Here is a 24922-nt window from a genome sequence, read left to right on the forward strand (position 1 = left end):
TTTCGGCACATTTTCAGAAAATGCGCAAAAAGTAAATGGTCAAGCAATTACTAATATGATTTTCTGCTGCCTGGGTCGGTTCTGGACGCGCAGGCTTTCCTTTGTAGGTCTGAAAACCTATGCGACAGATTGAGTGGAATTGAATTAGACCGGAGCCATGCAGACAGCGCCTCGCCAACGACGCCATCGCGATCAAAGCCAGAGACATCTGGTCGACGCGACGATTTCGGCGATCTACAAGCATGGTTTCCATGAAGCCACGACGCAGAGAATAGCCGAAGAGGCGAAACTGTCCGCGGGCAATATCCACTACCATTTCGGGTCCAAGGAAGAGCTGTTTGCAGCGGCCATGCGTCAGCTGATGTCCGACATCAGTGACACACTCGTCTATCAGCTCGGCAAGGCTGATACGCCTTTGGCGCGGGCTCATGCGATCATTAAGGCCAACCTGTCAGAGCCACTTTATACCCATCGCAACTGCTTTGTCTGGCTTCAATTCTGGTCCGAGACGGCGAGGTCCGAAGAGCTGGCCCGGCTTGAGCGCATCAACGCTCTGCGCTTTCGCCGGAACCTTCTTGATGCATTGGTTAAGCTTCTTCCTCGCAAGGAGGCTGAGCGCATCGTTCAGGAGCTGGTCGCGATGGTGGATGGGCTCTGGCTTCACAAGGCTCAGAAAGATCAAGCCGTCACGCCCGACGCCGCGTGCGCCATGGTGTTTTCCTATCTTGAGCGCAGGCTCGTCTCTGCGGCAGGGCAGGGGGGCTAAGCGAGATGGGACGGGCAGAGAAAAAGCTGTTACGCAAGCAGAGCCTGATCGAGGCGACGGTTACCTGCGTCACCAGATATGGTTACGCCCAATCGACCATTCAGCGCATCGCCGCCGAAGCTGGTCTCACCGGTGGCACTATCTACCGTCATTTCAACGACAAACGCGATCTCTTCGCGGCGACGATGCGCCACTTGTTGAAACTTGTCCTGGCCGAGGAAGGCGAAGCCGTCGCAAGAGCCGATACAGATGCTGATCGGCTCAAGGCGGTCATATCTTCAAAGTTTGCGCCCGGGCTTTTCAATTCGGCATTCTGTACCGTCTGGCTTCATTTCTGGGCCAATGCGCAGTCGGATCCGGCGTTCGCGCGGATAGAGCGGTTGAGCGACCGGCTGCTGCACCGCAGTTTGAGCCGCTATGCCCGCCGCGTGATGGCGCCGGAGATTGCCGGCGACTTTGCGAGCGAGGTTTCGCTCATCATTGACGGGCTTTGGGTAGCGCACGCTCAGAACGCTGATGAACTGACGGCACTTGAGGCGAATGAAATCGCCCAAGGCTGCCTTGCGGCCAGGCTTGGGCGATAGCGGCTCAAGCCTCCCAGTGTAGCGGCCAATCGCCGTCAAGGCGCAAGTCTTCGCCAACGGCATCCTCGATCAGCTTTGCGACGTGAAGTTCACCAGCGCCGCCGCCATAGGCTTCGGCGGCATCGGCAAAGCGTTCGCGCACGCGGGCACCGATTGGAATCGGTACATTGCCTCTCTCCGCCAAAGCCGCGCAAAGGCGCAAATCCTTGAGGCAGAGGTCCAGGGTGAAGGACGGATCATAGTGGCCGGCGAAGATGGACGGTGCATCGTGGCGAGCAACAAAGCTGTCGCCGACACTATCCTTGATAGCGTCCCACAGCACATCAAGCGGCACGCCGGCGCGCCGACCCAGCATCAAGCCTTCGCCAATGACGGCGGCATGCGTGAACCAGAGATAATTGGTGACCAGCTTCACGGCATTCCCTGTGCCAAGCTTGCCGCAGCGGATCACGCGGCCCATGCGCGACAGGATTGGTTCGACGGCGTCCAGCGCATCGTCCTCGCCGCCAGCAAACAGCGTCAGCTCACCACGCCGGGCGCCGTCGACGGCTCCAGTGACGGGCGAGTCGACCGTTTTGACGCCAAGCTTTTCGGCCTGTTCGGCCAGTTCAATGACCAGGCCCGCATCATTTGTGGTGGTGTCCACCCAGATTGTGCCTTCGCCGAGCCCTTCAAAGACACCAGCTTCGCCGCGCATGACGGTGTCGACAATGTCAGGCTTGGGGAGGGATGTGATCAGAATGTCGACATCGCGAGCGCACTCTGCCGGCGTTTCGGCCCAGCTCGCACCAGCCTCGATATGCTGGGCGGCGCGCGCCTTGTCGATGTCATGCACTTTAAGCTCCAAGCCCGAGCGCTGCAGCACCATCGCCATGTTGGCGCCCATATTCCCGAGACCGATAAATCCAACACGCATGCGTTTCTCCTCTGACTGACTGTTCGGCTGGGGCTTCTCCATGAAGCGGCCAGCGGGCTGTGAAACTGCGAAATACACGCAATTGACAAAATGTAATTGACCGTGCAGTTATTTTTTTAGACGTAATCGACGAGACAGTCATCCGCAAGGGAAAAGGAAGCGCGACGTGAGCTACGCCATAGACCTGTTTATCGACGGAAAGCGTGTGGCCGGAGAGGGCGAGACAGAGTTTATCTGCCGCAATCCAGCCACAGGCGAAGAGATCGGCCGGTTCCGTGAGGCCAGTCCCGACCAGATTGAGGCCGCGATTGCATCTGCCACCCGGGCCCAAAAAGGCTGGGCTGCGATGCCAGCGGAAGAGCGCGGCCGGATCCTTCGCAAGGCGGCCGAGATTTTGCGGTCTCGCAACGACGAACTCGCGCGCATAGAGGTGCAGGACACTGGCAAACCTATTGCTGAGGCCAGTGTTGTCGACATCCAGACCGGTGCAGACGCGATCGAACATTATGCTAATCTCGCCGGCAGCCTGGCAGGTGAGTATCAGGATTTCGGATACGGCTTCTATTACACGCGCCGCGAACCAGTCGGCGTTTGCGGTGGTATCGGCGCCTGGAATTATCCGCTGCAGATAGCCTGCTGGAAGTCCGCTCCGGCACTCGCGGCTGGAAACGCCATGATCTTCAAGCCGTCGGAGCTAACGCCAATCAATGCCGTGGCTCTGGCTGAGATCTATTGCGAGGCGGGTATGCCGCCCGGCGTCTTCAACGTCCTTCAGGGCGAACGAAATCCCGGCGCCGCGCTTGCAGCGCATCCGGCTGTCGCCAAGGTTTCCTTGACGGGGAGTGCCCCGACGGGGCGCAAGGTGATGGAAGCTGCATCCCCGCGCCTAAAGGAAGTCTCGCTCGAGCTTGGTGGCAAGTCCCCGCTGATCATCTTCGATGATGCCGATCCTGAATATGCAGCGCGTCTCGCCATGTATGCGAACTTCCTGACCCAGGGCGAAATCTGCGCGAACGGCACGCGCGTCTTTGTTCAGGCTGACGTTTATGACGACGTCCTCGAAGAAATTGTGAAACGGACCAAGACGCTGAGAGTCGGCGCTCCGGATGATCCGGAAACGCAGATTGGCGCGCTTATCTCCGAGAACCATCTCGGTGTCGTAAATGGCTTCGTTGAGCGGGCGCGCGAAGCTGGCGCGACGATCCTGTGCGGTGGTCACCGTGTCGATGTCGCGGGACATGAGGGAGGCGCGTTCTATGCGCCTACGGTCATCGCCGACAGCACGGACGATATGGAGCATGTTCGCGAGGAGATTTTCGGGCCGGTCATGACCGTTCTGAAGTTCGATACCGAGGACGAAGTCGTCGCCCGCGCAAACCAGTCCGACTACGGCCTGGCGGGCGGCGTGGTCACGAAAGATCTGGTCCGGGCCCATCGCGTGGCGGCGAGCGTTCAGACCGGCATGTTCTGGATCAACACCTACCAGGCCCAGCCCATGCAGATACCGTTCGGCGGCTACAAGCAGTCCGGCATTGGCCGTGAGAATGGCTGGGACGTCCTTGATGCCTACACCCAGAAGAAGAGCGTCTTCGTACAGATGAAGCCCGAAGACCTTCCTTTCTGATCTTTCAATCAATCAAAAAACACCGCAACGCGGCTCCGGGAGGATAATATGAAGAAAACAGATCGATGGTCCCTGATGATGGGGGCTGCATCCACTCTTGTTCTGTCTATCGCGGCGCCTGCCATGGCGCAGAATGCGGACCAGGAAGATAGCCGCAGCCGCGTCCTTCAGACCGTAAAAGTGACCGCTGAGCGCAGAGAAGCCTCACAACAGGATGTCCCGATCACAGTCGCGACTGTCGATGAGCGGATGTTGAGCGAAGGCGATTATCGCACCAGCGAGGATCTTGCCCAGCAGATCCCCGGCCTGCAGATCAAATCGTCCTTCTCGGCATCGAACCCGACCATCTTTATCCGCGGCGTTGGCATCAATGACTTCAACCCCGCCAATAGTGGCGCGATTGGTGTCATGATCGATGACATGTTCTATAACTCGACCACTGGGCAGCTTTTCCAACTGTTCGATCTGGACCGGGTGGAAGTGCTGAAGGGGCCGCAGGGAACGCTCTATGGCCGTAACACCACTGGCGGCGTTCTGAGTATTCATACCAAGGAGCCTGGCTTCGAAACGGGCGGTTATGTCAACGCGACCTATGGCCGGTTCAATCAGTTGGACCTTGAGGGCGCCGTCACGCTTCCTGTGAGCGACAAGCTCTCTTTCCGCCTGTCCGGCGTCTCCAATACACGTGATGGCACGCGCGACATCGCTTTTCCGAACGGAACCAGCCGCGAAAAGAACGACGTCGATTTCCAGGCTGCCCGGCTGCAAATGCTGTTCGAGCCGAATGATGCACTGAAAATTCTCGGCAAGCTGGAATATGGCAAGAGCAGCGCGACCTCTCGCTCCTATGAGAGCCAGGGTCTGATCAATTTCACAACAGGGCAGTACGGACTTGCCGACTACGACGGCGTCTGCGGCGGCCGCGGCGCTGCGGTCTGCGGCGATGCTTTCGGCTATGTCGATAATTCCGATCCGTATTCTGGCGCGGAAAATCTCAAGGATACGCCGGAGGAGGTCGAGGCCTTCACCGCAAATCTGCGGGTCGAATGGGATCTCGGGAACTTTGAATTGACGTCTGTCACAGGGTATCTCGACACCAACAGGGAAGCGATCCTTGAAGTCGATGCGTCTCCGAACCGGCTTGTCGAAGAGTATATCAAGGATGGGTCTGAACAGTTCAGCCAGGAACTACGCCTCGCATCGAACTGGGAAGGTCCGCTCAGCCTGATCGCAGGCGCGTTCTATCTTCAGGATGAGCTGACTGGTCAGGATTCGTTTGAGCTGCTTGCCGGCCTCAACCCGACGCCCGGCACGCCGTATTTCGATGCCACCAATTTCATTCTGCGGACAGACCGGTTCTATACCCAGAAGACCGACACCTTCGCGGTGTTTGCCCAGTCCGACTATGAGCTGACGGATCGCTTGACCGCCACGCTTGGCGCCCGTTTCACCTGGGAGGAGCGTACGCTCGATCACGTTGCCTATGCCGGGCCGGTCGATGCTGTCCCGCTTACAGAAAAGGTTCCTGTTTATGCGACGCTGCTCGATACGAGCAATTTTGCAACGGATGAACTTACGTTCGAGGAGCCGACCTTCCGCGCTGCTCTTTCCTATGATGTCAGCGATGACGTGATGATGTACGCGTCCGTGTCGCGTGGCTTCAAGAGCGGTGGCTTCAATACCGGCGCGACGTCAGACCCGATCGAAGCCTCGGTAGTCAAACCTGAAAAGCTGATGGCCTACGAGGCCGGCGTGAAATCTGAATGGTTTGACCGCTCGCTTCGCGCCAATGCATCGGTGTTCTATTACGATTATACCGATCTTCAGGTCTTTGGCCTCGCGCCGGGGGCAGTTCCAACACAGACCCTGTTCAACGCCGAAGAGGCCGAGATCAAGGGGCTTGAATTTGACCTCACGGCTCTTCCAGCTTCCGGCCTCGAACTGTCACTGGCCGGGACGTATCTCGATGCTGAATACACCAACTTCGTGACCCCTATCGGCCAGAATTTTTCGGGCAATACGATGGTGGCAGCACCAGAATGGAGCCTTGTGGCGCGTGGGCGTTACGATACCGGCCCGATCTGGGGTGACCTCGGTCTCGTGGCCAGCGCCGATGCGGCTTATACCGGCGGTCAGTACTTCGACACGCAAAATACCGATCGGCTCGCCCAGGATGGTTACTGGCTGGCGAACGCCCGTCTTGCGCTACGCCCGCAGACCGGACGCTGGGAAGTGGCGGCGTTCGTAAAAAATATCGCCGACGAAGAGTATACTGTCGATGCCTATGATGTGGCTGATTTCGGCTTCGATGAACTGGTTTACGGCGACCCCCGTACTTACGGCGTCAGCCTGACCTATAGATTCGGTAGCGACTAAGCCAGCTCATCAGTTCGATGGTCGGATCAATTTTGGTGAAACCGAAAAGCTCGGCACGGTCGAACAGGGCGTCGCTTTCCCTGGTGGCGGTGACTTGTTCGACCGAATCTTTCTGACGAGGCCGATTTTCTCTAGGTAATCCGGAGCCCGATAGGCGGTGGGTGGCTAAGGGCATGCGATGCCGGTCAACCGTTCCGCAAGGTCGTAGGCGTTTAGCGGTGCATCGGTTTCCAGCAGAACTCGATAGACGTGACGGCGGATGCGGGTCATGTGCACGCCAGCGCGCTGGGCCGCACGGTCAGCAATTTTGAACTGCGCTTCCATTTGGGCTGTGTCGCAGAGCTGGTTCGTGGGTTTTACCATGTTGAAATCGCCTCTTGCCAAGGGCCAGATCACTTTATAACAGTATGTTATAATATTACGAAACTAGAAGTGTTGATGCTCAACCGATTTTCGCGAATTCAGGGGGCTTACCGCCTGCCGCACATCTGGCGCTGGATGCGGCACCAGATCGTCTCTTCACACTGCGCGTAATGGACCTGCTCCAAAGACCGAAAAGTCGCCATTCAAGTAAAAAGGATTCCTCATGTCCGCTCCCCTCCCAGTTACCGTGCTGTCCGGCTTTCTTGGTGCTGGCAAGACCACGCTGCTCAACCATGTCCTCTCAAACCGCGAGGGCCGCCGCGTTGCTGTGATCGTCAATGACATGAGTGAGGTGAACATCGATGCCTCGCTCGTGCGCGACGGCGATGCCAACCTTTCCCGGACCGATGAAGCGCTTGTCGAGATGAGCAATGGTTGTATCTGCTGCACGCTGCGGGATGATTTGCTGAAAGAGGTGACACAGCTCGCGAAGGAAGGGCGATTCGACTATCTGCTGATCGAGTCCACTGGCATTTCGGAACCACTTCCGGTTGCCGCGACGTTCGACTTTCGCGATGAGACCGGATTCTCGCTCGGCGACGTCTCGAAGATCGACACCATGGTCACCGTCGTCGACGCAGCACATCTCCTGAAGGACTATAGCAGCTCGGACTTCCTGGCCGATCGCGGCGAAAGTCTCGGTGAGGATGACGACCGCCCACTCGTGCAGCTACTCGTCGATCAGATCGAGTTCGCCGACGTCATCATCCTGAACAAGACCGACATCGTCGCGCCTGACCAACTGGATATTGTGCGAAAGCTCGTGCGGTCGCTGAACCCGGATGCCGATATCGTGGAGTCCAGATTTGGTGATGTGCCCCTGGACAAGGTTATGGGCACCGGTCGGTTCGACTTCGAGAAGGCGCATGAACACCCGCTTTGGGCGAAGGAACTTTACAGCTTCAATGAGCATGTGCCGGAGACCGAAGAGTATGGCATCGAGAGTTTCGTCTATCGCGCCCGACGGCCGTTCGATCCGGAAAAGCTCCATAGCTTCTTCAACGAGCCTTGGCCGAATGTCGTTCGCGCCAAAGGCTTCTTCTGGATTTCGAGCCGTCCGGGCTGGCTCGGCGAAGTCAGCCAGGCGGGCGCACTGGTGCGCCACAATGGCATTGGTACATGGTGGTCGGCCGTTCCGCGCGAACGCTGGCCCGACGCCAACAATCTTGAAACCTATCTGGCCTCCGTCTGGGACGACGAATTTGGCGACCGTCGCCAGGAGATCGTCTTTATCGGGATCGACATGGATCAGGAGGCGATTACTCGGCGGCTGGATAGCTGCCTCACCGATCCGCGGCGCGATTCCAGCGGCGAGATTATCGCGTCGGACTCTAGTGCAGATCCCTTTCCGGTCTGGAGCCGAGGTTGATGCCCGTGTCGTCAATGGCGGTGGACGCCAGTCAAGATCCAATCTCGGCATGTCTCTGCTCAGGTCTTGCAGAACTGGTTGAAGTGGCCGGTCGTGACGAGTCCGAACTTGCGCTCTGGAACCGCGCTATCTCAGCGCAGAGCGCCGCTGACTTTGCCGCGCTCGATCTCTCTCATTTCGAGGATATCCGTCTACACGGCTCTGGCGTGACATTGCTTGCAGAGCTGGGCCAAAGGCTTGTCTCTCTTCAATGGCCACGCAACGCCGTTGAACAGGTGCTTGAGGATGTTCGGCAGATCATCGACGCGAGCGCTTGCTGGCCGCCGCGCTATACACTTCGCATGGAGTGCGTGTCCGATGATGCCTGCCGGGAGTTTCACAAGGATCGCACTGATATGCGGATCATCACGACCTATAGAGGCCCCGGCACGCAATGGATCGATGCTGCCAGCCCGGACACTGAACCGCTCATCCATCAGTTTGCGCCGTTCAGCGTCGGCGCTTTCCTCGGGCAGCGGGACGACCGGCGACAGCGCATATTCCATCGCTCGCCGCCCATAGCGTCATCGCCGGTTTCGCGCCTTGTTCTGGTCATGGACATTGAGCGGCCTGGTTGGAAGTCCTGTTCACTGAAAGGTCTTGTTTGATGGACCTCCCTGAAAATCCGTTCCTGAAGGCCTTCGCCGATCCGGAATTCGTCGCAGAATACCAGGATGGCCCACCCAAATTCATGCCGGGCTTCTTTGATGTTCACAGGATGGCCACCGTCCTGCTCTCGGAGCGCGCGCCTGAGCATGCGCGGATCCTGGTGCTTGGTGCCGGGGGCGGCCTGGAACTACAGTCCCTGACGTCAGCAAGGCCATCCTGGACGTTTGAGGGCATCGACCCCGCACCTGAAATGCTGAAGCTTGCCCGCGACAGTCTTGGAACGGCAGCTGAGCGCGTTCAGTTCGTCGAGGGTTACATTGAGGATGCCACGGAAGGCCCGTTTGACGGTGCGGTCTGTCTGTTGACGATGCATTTCCTCGATCATGAAGGGCGCGAACGCACCGCCCGCGAGATCAGGCGGCGCCTGAAGCCAGATGCGCCTTTTGTTGTGGCGCATGCGAGTTTCACGCAGCAGCCTGAACAGTATGCTCAGTGGCTCGACCGCTATGAGGCATTCGCCATTGAGTCGGGCGTGGACCCGGACATGGCAAGGCAAGCGCGCGAGGGCGTCGAACATGTGCCGTTGCTTGCTCCGGAGGAAGACGAAGCCATCCTCGAGGCAGCTGGATTCAAAAATGTTTCAATGTTCTACGCTGGCTTCACCTGGCGTGGCTGGGTCGCTTATGCCTGACCTATGGATGAGGGTAGGCGGCTACCTCGCGTTGAGTAGGTGAAGGAAAGGAGGCGCTGGTGAGCTCTTTCAAGGCAGAGCACACTAGCTGGAAAGAGGACATAGCGCGCTGGGAACCAGGAACATAAGGCATCGCCATCTCATGGACACCGTTGCCATGACTGCGAAAGCTGTGGACGAGGAAGCTGCCACCGGCGGCGCCGAGGCGTCTGAGACATCGGCTGACGATTAGTGATCCTCAATGATGATCGTCTGACAAACATGGGGCGACCAGTTCTGGGCGCTCCATTTTTTGAATTGCTGACACTCTAAATCGCGCAAGACGACTTGGCTGAGATACTCCGGCCCGGTCCAGGTACTTCAGCCAGGGGCCGCTTCGAACATGAAGGTGAACGTGACGGGAGAGGCGGGCGTGATGGACGGTAAGTTCGCGATTTCTCTCAAGGCTTCGAGCCCAGCGTCCAGGTTGAAGTCCGACAGTACCAGGACCACCGGTTCCGCCGACGATATTTCGACGCGGTTGCTGGCAACCCGGGTCACGAAGACATTGGCGAAGACTGTCGCATCGGCACCGTGCAGTGACAGAACGCCTTCGATCTCCGCCGACCTCCGCGCGCCGACTGCCAAGTCCGAATAGGTGTCCGGGTCCACCTCGGCGCGGATCGTCGCGACGGGATAGCGATCCGTCTCGAAGAACATGTCGCGCATCCGCTCGTTGCGGAGATCGATCTTCGTCTCAACCTCATCTAGCGGAATGGTGATCTCGGCATTTCCGTCCGGACTAATCTGCCCGGAGAGACCAGAAAAGTAATGGGTCTCGATCAATTCACCGGCCTTGATTGAGACAAACGAGATGCGAGACGCTTCTGTTTCAAGCGACCAGGCAGCCTCTGAAACAGCCGGTGTCTCTGCGCTGTCGGTTTGGGGCGCGCTCGCGTCGGCTGGCGAGCCTGATTGACCGCAACTCGCGAGCAGGCACGTCGCCAGTATGATGCCGTGTGCTCTATTCCAATGCATTATTACCTCCAAAGAATGGTGTGTGCAGCAATGTCAGCGCCTCGGGCCGGTGAACAATCATTCGTTGGGAGCGCCGCTCTCATCTTCGGCGAGGCCGAGCGCGATCAGCATATATTTCACATCCGGGTCTCGTCCTGTGAAATTCCGGTAGATCTCGTCATATTTCATGGTCCCGCCGCGGCTAAGAATCGCTTCGCGAAGGTGTTGACCATTTTCACGCGTCAAACCGCCATTCTCGAGAATCCAGTTGCGGCTGTCATGATCGAGCATCTGCGTCCACAGATAGCTGTAATAGCCCGCAGAATAGCCGGTCGGGCTGGAGAAGATGTGATTGAAATAGGTCCCTCGATAGCGCGGAGGAACCAAGTCGACCTCGAGACCGAGTTCCGAGAGCGCCCCGTTTTCAAACGCAATGACCTCATCTGCCGTGTCGATTTCGCCAGCTTCCTCTGCCGACAGCGAATGCCATTTCATGTCGAGAAGCGCGGCTTCCATTACTTCGCCGAAATCGTAGCCCTGATTGAACTTCGAGGCGGCCTGGACCTTCTCAAGCAGCTCCGTTGGCATGGTTTCGCCCGTTTCGTAATGCTTCGCGTAATGCTGCAGCACTTGAGGGTAATCGGTCCACACCTCGTGGAGCTGCGAGGGATACTCGACGAAGTCGCGCGGCGTCGCTGTGCCCGAGAGGCTCGGATACTGCTGCTCTGCGAACATGCCGTGCAGCGCGTGGCCGAACTCATGGAACATGGTGTTTGCCCAGTCAAAGCTGACCAGCTGCGGCTCGCCTTCCGGGGCCTTGGGAATATTCAGCGTGTTGAGAACGACCGGTTTCTCTCCCCATAGATAGGATTGCGGCACGAAGCTGTTCATCCACGCACCGCCGCGCTTCGACGGGCGCTGGAACGGATCGAAATAGAACAGGGCAAGCTCAGAGCCGTCGGCGTCGAAAACCGTGTAGACCGATACGTCCGGGTGGTAGACCGGAATGTCTGTGCGCTTTTCGAACGTCAGGCCATAGAGCTGATTGGCCATGTAGAAGACGCCGTCTTCAAGCACCCGGTCCATCTGCAGATATTCGGCGACCTCGGCCTCGTCGAAGTCGTAGCGCTCCTGGCGCACCATGTTCGCATATCGATACCAGTCCCATGGCTGGACTGTGAAATTCCCGCCTTCCTCGGCAATCTTCGCGTTCAGAAGCGCGGCTTCCTCACGTTGCGTCTCGGCCAGCGCCGGAACCATCTGTTCCATGAAATCAAGCGCGACATTCGGCGCTTCGGCCATACTGCCCTGCATGATGTAACTCGCCCAGTCGGGTTTGCCGAACAATGCCGCCTTCTCGGCGCGAAGTGATGCGATCTTCGCGACCAGCATTCGCGTGTCATATTCGGGATTGGTGCCGTCTGAGCGGTGATAGCTCAGCTTGAACAGGCGTTCGCGGACATCGCGGTTTTCCAGGTCTGGCAGGAGCGGCTGCTGCGTCGTGTTCTGCAGCATGATCGCATACTTGCCGTCCATGCCCAGCTCGCTTGCCTTTGCGGCAGCGTCCTGGATCTGGCTGTCGGTCAGGCCGGCAAGTTCCTCGGCCGTGTCGACGATCAGCGGCTGGTCGCTCGTGGCTTCCCGCACGGTCTGGGCGAACTCGGTCGTCAAGCCAGACAGTTCGGTATTGATCTGCGTCACCCGTTCGCGCTCGAGGTCAGTCAATTCGGCGCCAGCCTCGACCATATTCTCATAGGTCTCTTCCAGCAGCTTGGCGCTTTCCGGATCCAGGTCGAGATCACTTCGCTGATCGTAGACGGCCTTCACCCGCGCAAATAGCTCCGGGTTAAGGGTGATCGCTGACCCGTGCGCTGCGAGTTTCGGCGAGACCTCGCGATTGATTTCATCGATACGGTCATTCGTGTTGGACCCGGCATACGTGAAGAAAACGCGGCTCACACGACCGAGCATACGGCCAGACTTCTCCAGCTCGACGATGGTGTTTTCAAAGGTCGGCGCTTCAGGGTTATCGATGATTGCCTGAACCTCTGCAGTGTGGATGTCCATGCCTTGCTCAAAAGCCGGCATGTAGTCGTCTTCGGAAATCTTGGTAAAATCAGGAGCCTTGAACGGCAGCGTGCTGTCGGAGGCGAAATAACCCGTTCCTTCAGGGATGGTCGGCGCTTCTTCCGTCATAGCAGCGGCTCCGGTTTGCGGGTTTGCCGGGGTGTCTGCCGGAAGTGTTGAACATCCCGCCAGCAAGGCCAATGCGGATGCGCTCATTAGAATGGAGGTTGAGGTACGTGCGGTACGGGAAAATTTTGTCATGTTATAACCTTCGCCTGAGACCATGATAAGGTCAATGCGGTTTTAATAGCGCGAACGTCGGCGAAGCGCGAGGATCGAGATGCTTCCAAGCTCATGCCGCTCAGGCTGATTGCGTGGTCGAGGACGATAGCGATACCGCAAAGCCCGGCGGTGGGTGTCGTCAGACTAATGCAAACTCTCGTCTCTGCTAGCCTGCAAACAATCTCGCTCTGGCGTCGGTTGATGTGGCGATCAAGATTGAAGCGAGTGTGAAACGAGGCGTGGGTCGAAGCGAATTTTTGAAGATTGGACATTCGACGCTCTCGATGCCGGAACGGCAGGTGGCTGTTCTCAGCCCGATTGTTGAGATGGCGACCAACCTCCTGGCGGCCGATATTCCCGATATCTTTCATTGCGGCTCCGTAGGACCGGAGACGATCCGTCGCGACAGTCCTTGGTGCGCCATATCGCTTCATCGCTTTCTTCAGGACCCTAAAGGCCGCTGATTTATCTCGGGTTTTCGTGACATAGCTCTCTAGGACTTCGCCTTCGTGATCGACGGCGCGCCAGAGATAGTGGGCCTCTCCATTGATCTTCACGAAGACCTCATCCAGGTGCCATTGCCATTGTGTGACCTGACGCATGAAAGACGCGCGCTTCACGCGAATCTTGCCGGCAAATATCGGGTCGAACCGATCGACCTAGAGCCGGATACTTTCGTGGCAGACATCAATTCCGCGCTCATGGAGAAGATCTTCGATTCCGAAGCGAGAGCGGAAACCCGACATATAGCATCATCGCAAGCGGGATGACCTCTGGAGACGTCTTGAAGTAGCGGAAGGGATTTCGGGACATGAAGCGACGTTTGCCAGGATAGCCGACCCGCTCAATTGGCTTTGTTGCGCTGACAATGCCCGTAGTGTGTTTGCCCTGAATTTATGGATACGCCCATTGTGTATGTCTGTGCGAGCGATGTCGATTAAAACATTTGTTTTTTATAAGTTGAGCTTTTGAACGATCGCATTATTGTGCGCAAAAAAAGGGGAGAAAGCTTTGCAAGGTTTGGATGGAAAGATCCATGTCATCACGGGCGGCTATGGTGGCATTGCCATGGCGACGGCCCGGTTCCTGTTGAAGCATGGTGGCCGCGTGGTGCTGACCGGACGTGACGCGGAGAAGGGGCGGGCGGCGATTGCGGCACTTTCCGATGAATTTGACGGGCGCGTACACTTTTACGAGCAGGACGTGACGGACCCGCAGGCGACCGACGTCTTGGCCGGCAGAATTGAGCAGGAGGTTGGGCCTGTATGGGGCGTGGTTGCCAATGCTGCGGGTGCGTGGCCTGGCAATTCCTTCGATTTGTCTGCGGAGGATTGGCGCAAGACATTTGCGGTCAATCTCGACGGTGCTTTCTACACGGCGCAAGCCTTCGCGCGAAATATGCGTGGGCGGGGAGGTTCGGTGGTCATGGTCTCGTCGATCGCCGGGACGATCAACACAATACCGCTCGTTGTTGCGTCGTACTCGACGTCAAAGGCGGGCATGTCATTTCTTGCGGCAAGACTTGGTATCGAGTGGGCACGGGAGGGTATACGGGTCAATGCTGTCGAGCCCGGCCATATTGATACGGAATTGACCGCAAAGGCGCGAGCGCGTCGGCCTGACATGATTGAGCGCTGGATCTCGGAGGTGCCCATGCAGCGCCTTCTTGATCCGGAAGAGGTCGCCCACTCGATTGCATTCCTACTCTCAGACCTTTCCAGTGGAATGACGGCGTCCACGCTGACTGTCGATGGTGGTTATTCGCGCTGTTGAAGCGGTTTTCGTTGAAAACATTTGTTTTGCGCTGACTTCATCTTGATTGGAAAGGGCGTGCCAATGGGCGCAGTAAGTATGCGCCTTATTGCTGCCAAGCTGCGAAGTCATCCATATCTCGGAAGTGATGGTAAAAGCTTCCTGAAGAGACTTTCAGAGCCCTAAACCTTCGGGTTTGCAATGCTCAATCAATTGTGTCTAAGCATGCCTTACCGGTCCTGTCCTCGGGCAGTGCCATGACTATGTAATTTCGATAGCACATTCACATTGAGTGACGATAAACTCAGGCAAGTCCCGAGTCTCTTTTTCATGAAGGATCAGCCGCTGATCTGGTCCGGAGAATCCATGGCCCAATCATCTTCTAACGACGCGAACATCACCTCAGATAAGGATGATACGCGAACCAGAATTAAGTCTGCCGCCAGAAAATTAATTGCGGAACGCGGCGTCGAGGCGGTGAGCACGCGCGACATCATGAAAGAAGTCGAGGCAAGGAATTCCAGCCTGCTGAACTACTATTTCGGATCCAAAGAGAACCTCATCAGTGAGCTGATGGCAGACATTTTCAAGTATGCCGCACAGCGTTGGGAGGCCCGGTTGCAAGCGCTTGAAGCGCGTGGGGGGCCAAAAACGGTTCGCGATGTTGTGGAAGTCATTGTGCAAGAAGCTGAATGGGGGACAGACTCCGATTCAAGCCCGACAGTGACCAGGTTCCTGATGAACGTGTTCTGCACGCGTCGTAAATCTGTCCGCAGCTTGGCGGACTCCGTCGACATGTCCTCGTTCAACTATTTACTTCAGATGATCACGGAGCTTCTTCCGGATATTCCAGAGCACACCATGCGGCAGCGGCTCGTATTTTTCGCATGGTATCAGCTCGCGACACTTAGCGCATATGAAGCCTTCCTGGCTGACCCAAACGAGCAAGGAAGCGTCTGGATCAAAGATGATGCACGGCGGAATATTGTCGACACTTCGGTTGGCCTTCTGATGGCACCCGTCTCCTCGGAGTAAACGTCCGAGCACGATTAATGCGATCGATTAATTCAATTGACTAATGCGATCGCTTAAACTATGCCTCTTCTCAAGTGCTCTCCAGCGCGTTGCGCAGAGTGGGCCAGATCAGGGAGAGGGCGTACGTAATGCCGCAGATGCAGACAGCCGACTTGCCACGATTGATCGGGCCTGGCGAACTCGAACAAGCAGCATCAAACGTTCGAAATCACGGCATCTGCCTTATTGCGAACGTCCTATCCTCCCAGCAACTGGAGAGAGCCCATCACGCTGTCTATGATGCCGCCGAGCATGACGAGACACGTGACCACATAGACCAGTTCGAACTCGACTATGACGACAAAAACCATCGGATATGGAATCTGCTAAGCCTTAACTCAGTTTTTGTTGAACTCGCCGAGCATCCTACAGTGCTGCATCTCTTGCGGGCCGTGCTTGGCTGGCCCTGCCTTTTGTCCAGCTTCTCGGCCAACATAGCTTATCCAGGCGGAGATGCAGGCGCACTGCATGCCGATCAGTTCTTTGTGCCGGGCGTCTGGGACCGGCCTCTAAGCCTTAATATCGGCTGGGCTATCGATGATTTTACGCTGGAAAACGGGGCGACACATTTCGTACCCGGCAGTCATCGCCTCAAGCGTTCGCCAACAAGCCAGGAAAGCCAGAGCCAGAACGGCATTCAGGGGATTGTGCCTGCTGGATCGCTAATCGCATTTGAAGGACGTCTCTGGCACAAGACGGGCGCAAACAGGAGCAAGAACCAGGCTCGTGCCGGACTGTTCGCGAACTATGTGACCAATATCTACCGCACTCAGGAAAACATGTTCCTGTCGGTGAATCCCCTTGTTGTTCAAATGGCCTCAAGAGAGCTTCAGGTCCTGCTTGGCTATCGCACTCGCGGGCTTGGCATGGTGAATGGCCTTCCACCTCTTTGGCACGCAAGCGACGACAAAAAAGCAAAGCAGGAATAGTATAATGTTTAACGCCGAAGCCTTTGATCTGTCTGATGCGCTTTCCGCCTTTGATGAAGAGGGTGTCGCGATCGTCACCAATGTCCTGCTGCCAGCTGAGCTTCAGCACGTTCGCGACGCCGTAGAAGAGGTCATTGCCACGGATAGGGCGCGTGGCGAACAGTTGACCGGTTTCTCCTATGATCCAGATGATCGAAATATTCGGATACGAGATCTTGTCCTCAAGCATGAGGCTTTCCGTGCGCTGGCCGAGAATCCGCTCGCATTGACGTTCGTTGAACATGCCATGGGCGAAGACTTTCGACTGTCAAACTTCAGTGGGAATGTCACAGGCCCAGGCTCCCAGCGGATGTATATGCATGCCGATCAGGGATTCGTGCCGGCCCCGTGGCCACCATACCCTTTCGCGATCAATATCGGCTGGGCCATAGATGATTTCACATTCGAAAATGGTGGAACGGTCTATGTTCCCGGGAGTAATCACAAGAGCCACGGACCAGCCCCAGAGGGAGGTTATCCCGATGAGAAGGCCATCGAATGCCCAGCAGGGTCCTTCTTCGCAATAGATGGACGGACGTGGCATCAGACGGGCGATAATCTGACGACGGATCAATCGAGAACGGGTCTGTTTGCTTATTATGTGCGACCGTTCCTGATCCTGCAGAGGCCTTGGTACCGCTTCGTTTCACCAGAACTCGAAGGAAAATTCACTCCCAGCCTGTGGAACATGATGGGCATGGATGTCGGAGAAATTCCAACACTTCGCTCCAGCAAGGCTGATGTGTCATGAAGAGCGCCGCCGCTGAACGTACCCCAGATGACGCGCTCATTGTGGCAGAGGCGTTCACAAGAGCCATCGAGGAGCGCGATGCCGCAGCTCTTGCTGCCCTGTACACTGATGAGGCGCTTGTTTGGCATAGCCATGATCAGCAGTTGCAACCAAAAGACGATGCGGTCGAGCGAGCCCGGCTTTGGTTCTTGTCACTCGATGAGGTCTCAGTTCGGGTGGTTTCGCGAAGCCGCACGGAGCTTGGCTTTGTTCAAGAGCATCTCGTTACAACCAGGATGCGCGGTGCCTCGCAACAGGGCAGCACGAAACCGATCTGTCTTGTCGCAACCGTGCGTGGCGGGCGCATTTCACGGCTTAATGAGTATATCAGCGTATGAAAAAGGGAGGGACATAAAGTCATACTATCAAATTCGGCATCACCCCCTTGAGATAAACAAAGGCAGGGGCTGAAGCCGTTTCAGTTAAAGACAAGTCCTGTGGCGATGCGAGAGCGCAAGCCACAAGTATATTGGAGCAAAGGCGCAGCCGCTCCTCATAGGAAAACGGATAACACCAATGCGCGGCATTAGCCGCCAACCCTTGGCTATGCGCTCAAGGTCGCACGTCCGCGCGCGCCGCTGAGGAATATGGGAGGAAATAAATGAGAAAGATCACAGGCAAAGCTGTCTTCGCTATCGCGATGGCCGCGATTTTAGCGCCGGCTGCTACGGCTCAGGTTGGCGATGATGACTCCGACCAGGCTGTAATGAAGGAAGTTGTCGTGACAGCCCGTAAACGCGCGGAAAGCGTGCAGGATGTCCCATTGAGCGTTACTGCTGTCAGTGAAGAAGACCTTCGCGCAAAGGCAGTAGTAACAATCGAGCAGGTCACCGCCGTTACTTCGGGGCTGACCGTGTCACGGAACGCTAACAACATCCCGACATTCCGGATCAGGGGTCTTGGTACGGGAGGAGGTTCTGAGTCCTTTGAGCAGTCCGTCGCCCTGTTTATTGATGGCACATATCTTGGTCGTGTGAGTGAGTATAATCAGCCACTTTATGACCTTGAGCGCCTTGAGGTGATCAAGGGCACGCAGGCCGCTCTGCTGGCCAAGAACACCAGCCTCGGTGCCATAAGCCTGACCACGCGCAAACCTGGCCACGAGTTCAGCTACGACCTGTCGACACAGTACGAGATGGAGTTGGGATCCAGCATCGTCGATGTGGGGGTGACCTTGCCGGTATCCGATACCTTGTCCTTCCGGCTTGCTGGACAGGCGATGAATGCTACCGGCCCAGTGAAAAACACCGCGCTCGGAACCGAGCAGAGCAACGACAGCCTGGCCGGCCGCTTTACGGCGGTCTGGACCCCTGCAGCCCGCTTCAATGCCATCTTCTCCTACAATGACTATGAAGTCGAAATGATTGGAAGTTCAGAGGAGGCCGCGTCGGACACATTGGGTATCCTTGCGGCCAGGGGTGCGCTGGAAGGCATTCAGACAGAAGCTCGGCTCAACTACAAAAATCAGGTACAAGGCTCGAACTTCGGCGATATCAAGGATCGAACCACAGGCCGCCGGGCCATCCTTACACTGAATTACGACATCGGTGATTATACGCTGACCTCGGTCACGGCAGGTGCTGAGTACAACCAGGTGCGCTTCTTCGATACTGATATCGGGCCAGGCCTCTGGGCAGACCAGAACCCCGTCAAAAATGGCAACGAGCAATTCAGCCAGGAATTGCGGATTGCTTCTCCGGCAGGCGACCGCTTCAATTGGCTGGCCGGCCTCTACTATCAAAACGAAGACTTCTACATTCATCGCAAGTACGACATCTATTCCGACCTCGCTGCGGGTATCGCCGGAGGGTCTCCCATAGCCGGGGCCAACCAGGATAATTACGACCAGTCCACAGATACGTACTCGTTGTTTTCGCAAGCCAATTATGAGTTCAATGACCGCCTGACGGGCAGCCTCGGCCTTAGGGTCACAAATGAAAAACGTTCAGCTGAATACATGCGGATTGCAAGCCGTTCCGGGCTTTTCACCACTTTCCTGTTTCCTGATCTCGTGGGCTCCCCACCGGAAATCGACGAAACGTCAGTGGATGGGTCGATCGGCCTTCAATACGAGTTGAACGATGATCACATGATCTATGCGTCCTTCTCTAGAGGTTCGAAAGGAGAGGGCTTTATTGCCCAGCCGACGAATATTCCAAACTCGTCGGCGCCAAAAGAAACGGCTGACAGCTTTGAGATCGGCGCCAAGATCAATTTCAATGGGGGCTACTTCAATATAGCCGCATTCGACACGCAGATTGAGGCGCTGCAGCAAGCCCTGTTCAACGGAACCCGATTTGATACGAGCCCGTACGACCTGTCGTCTCGAGGCTTCGAGTTCGATACGCGATACCATTTTACACCAAGCTGGGGTATCAACGCGACAGCGACATATGCAGATGTTTCGTATGAGACAGATCTCAGTCCGCAGGCAGATGGCCTCAGGCCACTTAACACGCCAGAGTGGTCGGGTAGTGCCAATTTGCGGTATGATGCTCCCATTAGCGATGATCTGGAAATTACCGCCGAAGCCGGGATCGACTATTCCTCAGAACTGTACTGGTCTTTGAGAAACCAGAACACCTGCACGGGGTCAGCGCCGAGCAATACGATACCGTGTACGGATGCCTACACGAAAGTGAACGCACGCATCATGTTGAAGAATGCGTCTCAGGGCTGGGATCTCGCCTTGGTCGGTCGCAATCTGACTGATGAGAAAACGATTGCATATGCGCGGGCATCAACCTTCATCAACGGTGTCGTCAATGCCTCTCTCGCGCCCCCTCGCACGGTAGCGCTTCAATTCAGCATTCACCGCTAGGCCTTGGCAGAATGGCACTTGGGGTACGGGCCTCAATAACCCGTACCCCAAGCATTCTACGAATACGTGTCTTCTGAACTGCGCCGCCGGAAATCCGGCGATGCTGGCAGGGATACGGCACCAGGACCGCCGAACAAAAAAGGAAGTATAGGATGAAACCTGGACCTTGTTCTGGACTTCGTGTGATTGATATGTCCGCGTTGATTTCCGGCCCATATTGCAGCCAAATTCTTGCCGATCTCGGCGCTGAAGTAATCCGTGTGGAAACTCCGGGAAGCGATGTCATACGACATGTCGATCCAATCCACCGCGATATGTCCGCTTACTTCGAGCAGGTGAACCGGGGTAAAAAAAGCGTATCAATTGACGTAAAGTCCGAACAAGGGCGTGAGCAGGTCAGGGCCTTAGTACGAAATGCTGACATCTTTCTGGAAAATAGCCGCCCCGGAGTAATGGAGAAGCTCGGTTTCGGTTACGAAGACCTCAAGGCTCTGAATTCAAAGCTGATCTATGTGTCAGTCTGCGGCTTTGGTGCAGATGGCCCTCACAAGGATCGCGCGGCCTATGATCCGGTTGTGCAGGGCGTTGTGGGCTTCATGCCTTTGCAAGGTACTCCTGGCGCACCCCAGGCAATCCACACCGTCATTGCGGACAAAATCACAGCCATCTGGGCCGCAAACTCGGTAATGGCGGCCCTTCTCGACAAGGAGCGGAACGGAGAGGTTGGCCAGAAAGTCGTTGTGAATATGGTCGCGGCCTACGCGGCCTTCATGCTACTGGAAAACATGGATCACCATACGTTCCGGGACGCTGAATTCCCTGTGGTCGACAGGCCTGTAGGGATGTTCAGCACGCTCGATACGCGCGACGGGCGGGTGATTGGCATGATCCTGCAGCCGAAACAATGCCTGCAATTTTGTACAGCCCTCGGAGTTCCGGACCTTGCACTTGACCCCCGCTTTGGCGATGCGATGTCGATCGTGCGAAATACTCCATTGCTTTACAAGGAGGTGGCGCCCATCGTTTCAGCGATGTCTACGCAAGACTTTCTGGCGTTGATGTCCAAACACAGTGTTCCCTTTGGGCCTGTAAACGATATCGCGACGTTCATGCAGGGCGAAGAGGCGCTGCATGCGGGGGCTTATACAGAACTCGAGGACGGCGAGTACGGCGCGATCCGCCATCTGAACTTCCCGGCTTCATTCAGCCGTTCAGCTGTAGGTCCGAGAGGTCGGGCCCCCAGGCTCGGAGAACACAACGCCGAGCTTCTTGGCTCTCCGGGCGCCGGAGATAAAGACAGTCAAACCGGGTAGGAGCGGCTCAGTACGTAGAACCTGGAATTTCCCCTGAAACAATGCCCGTTCATCGCATTTCCTCATGACTTCCTGAGGTCCCAGGTCACCGATTAAATTATACAAGTGTTTTAATTGTAAAAAGGATATTCGCTATGAGTGAACTCATGCTGCCACACGCCTTCGAAGACTTTACAACCGATTGGTTCACCGAAGCGCTTTCAGTGAAATTCCCAGGCGTAAAGGTCAGCAATTTCACCCGCAGCGGGGACCGGATCGGGACGTCCGCCTCGTGTACGTTTTCGCTGGAATACTCAGACCGCGGAAGCGTCGGCGATCCGCCCGGCTCCGTTTACATCAAGGGCGGGTTCACGGAGAAGCAGCTAAATCGGTACTGGGTCGTCCTGCAGCAGGAAGTCCGCTTCTTCAACGACATGGCGCAAGATGTGCCGATGAATATTCCACTCTGCTACTTTGCCGCCTGCGATGACGAGCGGCAGGGCCTCACAATGCTGGAAGATATCGTGGCCACGCGCGGCGCGAGGTTCGGCAATTGGGGCGCGCTCACCGTCGACGAGGTCGCGGCCCTGCTGGAGCAGTTCGCCCGCATGCACGCGCGATGGTCGGATGACTCCCGGCTCAAGGGGCTAGACGGGTTTGAAAAGCCGCAGAGAGAGTTCTTCCAGTACGTGCTCCGCGACAAGCACTGGGAGGAATTGAAGACACGCCAGTTCGGGCCTCGCCTCGATCGGGTGTTTCCGGACCCCCAACTGCTGCGGGACGCGCTGACACGGCTGTGGGAGCTGAACGATGCTGCGCCCAAAACGCTTTGCCACGGCGACGCGCACGGCGGAAACATGTTCTTCGAGCGCGATGGAACGCCCGGTGTTCTCGATTTCCAGCTCTATTTCGCCGGCACACACATGCACGACGTCTCCTGGCTGATTGTGAGCGCGCTCTCGGTCGAGGATCGCCGGAAGGAAGAGCAGCGCCTTCTGCGGCACTATCTCGACGCCGCGCGTTCTGCCGGCATGGACGTCTATTCCTTTGATCAGGCCTGGCTGATCTACCGCCAGCAGATGGCCCATGCGGTGCCGAGCGGCGCGTGCAACCCGATCGAGGCGGGTCCAATCGACATGATCAATGCGGCGGGCGAGGTCGTGACCGTTGCCGCAGAAGATCATGATGTCCTCGACGCACTTGGTATTGCCCGCAGGTGACGTTGCTGGGAACCTGGCAGATCATGAAGAGGATTTTGTGCGCCAGGAGGTGATGAAGTCAGCATCTGTCAGGACTGGCCCACCGCATTGTTCGGAACAGTAGGAAGTATCCGGCCAACTGAGCTGGAGATGACCCTCGCGCAAGTCATAACACGAACGTCTGTCGCCTATGGCATATTCATTGTCGTGTATTCACAACGCGCTCTAGCCTCGTCCTCTTATCGTCTCATCGCATAATGGCGGCCCTGATTTGGCCGGCAACAACTTCTTTATGGCGAGGGCGGCGATGCTGAACTGGATGAAAAACAAGGCCGGAGACAAGAGCAAGGAAAGTGCTATCGCTCCAGAGACCTTTTACGCCCTGCCGCAGGATGAGCAGGTCGAGAGGCTGGTAAAACTCGGCCGCGCAGCGCTGGGCGAGTGGGGCTTCGAGGATGCCGCGGTCACGCTTATAAAATACCGCGAGAATGCAGTCTTCAAAGTCGAGCCCAAGCAGGGCGGCCGCTTCGCCATGCGCGTGCACCGCGCCAATTATCATTCCGACGCTGAACTTGCTTCGGAACTCGTGCTCATGGACGCCCTGCGCCAGGGCGGGATTGCGACGCCCGAACCCATTGCGACAGAAGAGGGACACCAGTTCGTCACGCTTCAGCATCCTGAAGTGCCCGAGCCGCGCCAGATCGATATTCTTGGCTGGGTCGACGGTGCGCCTATCGGGGCGATTGAAAGCCAATCGGGTGAAGCGGACGGCAATCTGCGGGAGAACCATGTCCTGGCAGGCAGGCTGGCTGCGCAGATCCATAATTTTACCGAGCGCTGGACGCCGCCTGCCGGTTTTACACGCCGGCACTGGGATGAAGAGGGCCTGTTTGGCGACGACGGCCATTTCGGATGTTTCTGGAAGTATGACCTGCTGAGCGATGACCAGCGCCGCCTCCTCCTCGCCGCACGAGAGAAATTGCGCGACGAACTCAGCGCATATGGCAAGAGCGCTGACCGCTATGGCCTGACGCAGGGGGATTTCCTGCCGGAGAATTTGCTCAAGGACGGCAACACGCTGCGGATCATAGACTTCGACGATTGCGGATTTGGCTGGCACCTGATGGATCTGGCGACCTCGCTTTTCTTCCTCGCGGGCGAGCCGGGTTTCGATACCGCCCTTGATGGCCTGCTTGAGGGATATCGCTCGGAACGCTCCTTGCCGGATGACCATCTGGCGCTGCTTCCCGGGCTGATTCTGGCGCGCGGCTTCAGCTATATGGCATGGGCCCAGAGCCGCGCAGAAACCGAAGCGGCGAAGGAGCTTGGCCCAGCCCTCGTCGAAGGCGTCTGTGCGCTCGCGTCTGAGTATCTGGCCGATGCCGGGGCCCCCGCTGAAGCGACGACGCCCACAACGGAAACACGCCCGGCGAGCTCAATAAAGGCGGCGCGTCCGCTGGAGGGCAAGGTGGCGCTGATTACCGGCGCGCGCTCTGCGCGCGGTATGGGCTTTGCCGCCGCCCTCAAGCTGGCTGAGGCGGGCGCCGATATCATCATGACAGCGCGCACCAGCGGCCAGATTGATGACCGGCTGGCCGTCACCGGCGACGAGCGGTTCAAGGCATTCGAGGATCTGGTGCCTCAGGTGCTGGCTCAAAATGTCCGCTGCATGGCGCTGCCCATGGACGTTGCAAAGCCCGAGCAGGTCAGGGCGGTCGTGGCCACTGCCGTCGAAACCTTCGGCGGTGTCGATATTCTCTTCAACAATGCAGGCACCGCTTTCGCCAACGCCTTTACCGAGACGACCCCGGAAGACTTCCAGGATGCCTTCAACGTAAATGTCCTCGGACTGATCGAGGTCAGCCAGGCGGTGATCCCGTCCATGATCGAGCGGGGCGGCGGCAATATCATCAATAACGCCTCCATCTATGGCCTCGGGGCAGCGCCCTTTGTGTCGGCTTATGTGATGACCAAGCACGCCATTGTCGGCCTGACCAAGACCATGGCGCTGGAACTTGGCGAAGCCGGCATTCGCGTGAACGCGGTCTGTCCCGGCATGGTGCTCACCGAAATGGGCGACAAGGAATACGAAATGATCGCGGGCCTCGAAGGATGCTCGTTCGAGGAGGCGCGGGACGCCCTCGCCCAGCAGAATGCTCTGAAACGGGGCGCGCAGCCGGAAGAGGTCGCAAGCGTGGTGACCTTCCTCGCCACAGACGCCGCGTCTTTCATGACCGGCGTCGCGCTTCCGGTGTCGGCCGGCCAGCCAGCCGGGCTGTGATCT

Annotated in this window: 20 protein-coding genes and 1 pseudogene; 16 read left to right on the forward strand and 5 right to left on the reverse strand. The window is 57.2% G+C overall.

The genetic code is table 11. The features are described from left to right. Nucleotides 1–157 precede the first annotated feature (157 nt). Together betI (WNY37_RS05490) and betI (WNY37_RS05495) are read left to right on the forward strand one after the other, a co-directional pair. A complete protein-coding gene (gene betI, locus WNY37_RS05490; RefSeq protein ID WP_342972458.1) occupies nt 158–766 on the forward strand; it encodes a transcriptional regulator BetI in 609 nt (202 codons plus the stop codon). A gap of 5 nt (nt 767–771) precedes the next feature. After that, entirely contained in the window at nt 772–1350 is a 579-nt protein-coding gene (gene betI / locus WNY37_RS05495) for a transcriptional regulator BetI (protein ID WP_342972459.1), read from the forward strand. A 4-nt stretch (nt 1351–1354) separates the two neighbouring features. Here betI (WNY37_RS05495) and WNY37_RS05500 read toward each other — a convergent pair whose 3' ends face one another. Further along, complete coding sequence (locus WNY37_RS05500) at nt 1355–2344, reverse strand: NAD(P)-dependent oxidoreductase (protein ID WP_342972460.1); 990 nt, start codon at nt 2342–2344, stop codon at nt 1355–1357. An 88-nt stretch (nt 2345–2432) separates the two neighbouring features. On the opposite strand from WNY37_RS05500, the gene betB reads away from it, so the two are divergent. After that, complete coding sequence (gene betB / locus WNY37_RS05505) at nt 2433–3890, forward strand: betaine-aldehyde dehydrogenase (protein ID WP_342972461.1); 1458 nt, start codon at nt 2433–2435, stop codon at nt 3888–3890. A gap of 48 nt (nt 3891–3938) precedes the next feature. Further along, nucleotides 3939–6266 (forward strand): TonB-dependent receptor, encoded by a 2328-nt coding sequence (locus WNY37_RS05510; RefSeq protein WP_342972462.1) that lies wholly within the window; start codon nt 3939–3941, stop codon nt 6264–6266. Between the two features lie 165 nt (nt 6267–6431). On the opposite strand, the gene WNY37_RS05515 is transcribed toward WNY37_RS05510, so the two are convergent. Then, nucleotides 6432–6629 (reverse strand): hypothetical protein, encoded by a 198-nt coding sequence (locus WNY37_RS05515; protein ID WP_342972463.1) that lies wholly within the window; start codon nt 6627–6629, stop codon nt 6432–6434. A 223-nt stretch (nt 6630–6852) separates the two neighbouring features. Between WNY37_RS05515 and zigA the strand changes: the two genes are divergently transcribed. From zigA to WNY37_RS05530, 3 genes are read left to right on the forward strand one after another with little or no spacing between them, the layout of a single operon-like run. Further along, on the forward strand, nt 6853–8058 hold the full coding sequence (gene zigA, locus WNY37_RS05520; protein WP_342972464.1) for a zinc metallochaperone GTPase ZigA: 1206 nt from the start codon (nt 6853–6855) through the stop codon (nt 8056–8058). Further along, complete coding sequence (locus WNY37_RS05525) at nt 8058–8705, forward strand: DUF1826 domain-containing protein (RefSeq protein WP_342972465.1); 648 nt, start codon at nt 8058–8060, stop codon at nt 8703–8705. Before zigA ends, WNY37_RS05525 begins: the two co-directional genes overlap by 1 nt. Further along, the gene (locus tag WNY37_RS05530; RefSeq protein ID WP_342972466.1) at nt 8705–9397 is read left to right on the forward strand and encodes a methyltransferase domain-containing protein; all 693 of its coding nucleotides are present in this window, start codon (nt 8705–8707) and stop codon (nt 9395–9397) included. The genes WNY37_RS05525 and WNY37_RS05530 overlap by 1 nt, the downstream gene beginning before the upstream one ends. Before the next feature lie 360 nt (nt 9398–9757). On the opposite strand, the gene WNY37_RS05535 is transcribed toward WNY37_RS05530, so the two are convergent. The 3 genes and pseudogenes from WNY37_RS05535 to WNY37_RS05545 form a co-directional block, all read right to left on the reverse strand. Then, a complete protein-coding gene (locus tag WNY37_RS05535) occupies nt 9758–10414 on the reverse strand; it encodes a YceI family protein (RefSeq protein WP_342972467.1) in 657 nt (218 codons plus the stop codon). A 57-nt stretch (nt 10415–10471) separates the two neighbouring features. Next, nucleotides 10472–12721, reverse strand: coding sequence for a M3 family metallopeptidase (locus WNY37_RS05540; RefSeq protein ID WP_342972468.1), 2250 nt, complete (start codon nt 12719–12721; stop codon nt 10472–10474). Between the two features lie 212 nt (nt 12722–12933). Further along, a pseudogene (locus tag WNY37_RS05545) lies at nt 12934–13555 on the reverse strand (IS6 family transposase); the annotation flags it as partial. 198 nt (nt 13556–13753) lie between these two features. On the opposite strand from WNY37_RS05545, the gene WNY37_RS05550 reads away from it, so the two are divergent. The 9 genes from WNY37_RS05550 to WNY37_RS05590 all read left to right on the forward strand — a co-directional run bounded on the left by WNY37_RS05550 (nt 13754) and on the right by WNY37_RS05590 (nt 24919). Beyond that, complete coding sequence (locus WNY37_RS05550; RefSeq protein ID WP_342972469.1) at nt 13754–14515, forward strand: SDR family oxidoreductase; 762 nt, start codon at nt 13754–13756, stop codon at nt 14513–14515. A 309-nt stretch (nt 14516–14824) separates the two neighbouring features. After that, complete coding sequence (locus tag WNY37_RS05555) at nt 14825–15529, forward strand: TetR/AcrR family transcriptional regulator (protein WP_342972470.1); 705 nt, start codon at nt 14825–14827, stop codon at nt 15527–15529. A gap of 128 nt (nt 15530–15657) precedes the next feature. After that, complete coding sequence (locus WNY37_RS05560; RefSeq protein ID WP_342972471.1) at nt 15658–16497, forward strand: phytanoyl-CoA dioxygenase family protein; 840 nt, start codon at nt 15658–15660, stop codon at nt 16495–16497. A gap of 4 nt (nt 16498–16501) precedes the next feature. Continuing rightward, complete coding sequence (locus WNY37_RS05565) at nt 16502–17287, forward strand: phytanoyl-CoA dioxygenase family protein (RefSeq protein ID WP_342972472.1); 786 nt, start codon at nt 16502–16504, stop codon at nt 17285–17287. Continuing rightward, the gene (locus WNY37_RS05570) at nt 17284–17664 is read left to right on the forward strand and encodes a nuclear transport factor 2 family protein (protein ID WP_342972473.1); all 381 of its coding nucleotides are present in this window, start codon (nt 17284–17286) and stop codon (nt 17662–17664) included. The genes WNY37_RS05565 and WNY37_RS05570 overlap by 4 nt, the downstream gene beginning before the upstream one ends. Before the next feature lie 263 nt (nt 17665–17927). Beyond that, complete coding sequence (locus WNY37_RS05575; protein ID WP_342972474.1) at nt 17928–20147, forward strand: TonB-dependent receptor; 2220 nt, start codon at nt 17928–17930, stop codon at nt 20145–20147. A 152-nt stretch (nt 20148–20299) separates the two neighbouring features. Beyond that, on the forward strand, nt 20300–21460 hold the full coding sequence (locus tag WNY37_RS05580; RefSeq protein WP_342972475.1) for a CoA transferase: 1161 nt from the start codon (nt 20300–20302) through the stop codon (nt 21458–21460). 134 nt (nt 21461–21594) lie between these two features. Then, nucleotides 21595–22659: a phosphotransferase gene (locus WNY37_RS05585; RefSeq protein ID WP_342972476.1), complete on the forward strand. Its 1065-nt coding sequence runs from the start codon at nt 21595–21597 to the stop codon at nt 22657–22659. A gap of 250 nt (nt 22660–22909) precedes the next feature. Next, a complete protein-coding gene (locus tag WNY37_RS05590) occupies nt 22910–24919 on the forward strand; it encodes an SDR family oxidoreductase (RefSeq protein ID WP_342972477.1) in 2010 nt (669 codons plus the stop codon). The last annotated feature ends 3 nt before the right edge of the window (nt 24920–24922 follow it).

The sequence above is a fragment of the Henriciella sp. AS95 genome, from assembly GCF_038900055.1.
Lineage (GTDB): Bacteria > Pseudomonadota > Alphaproteobacteria > Caulobacterales > Hyphomonadaceae > Henriciella.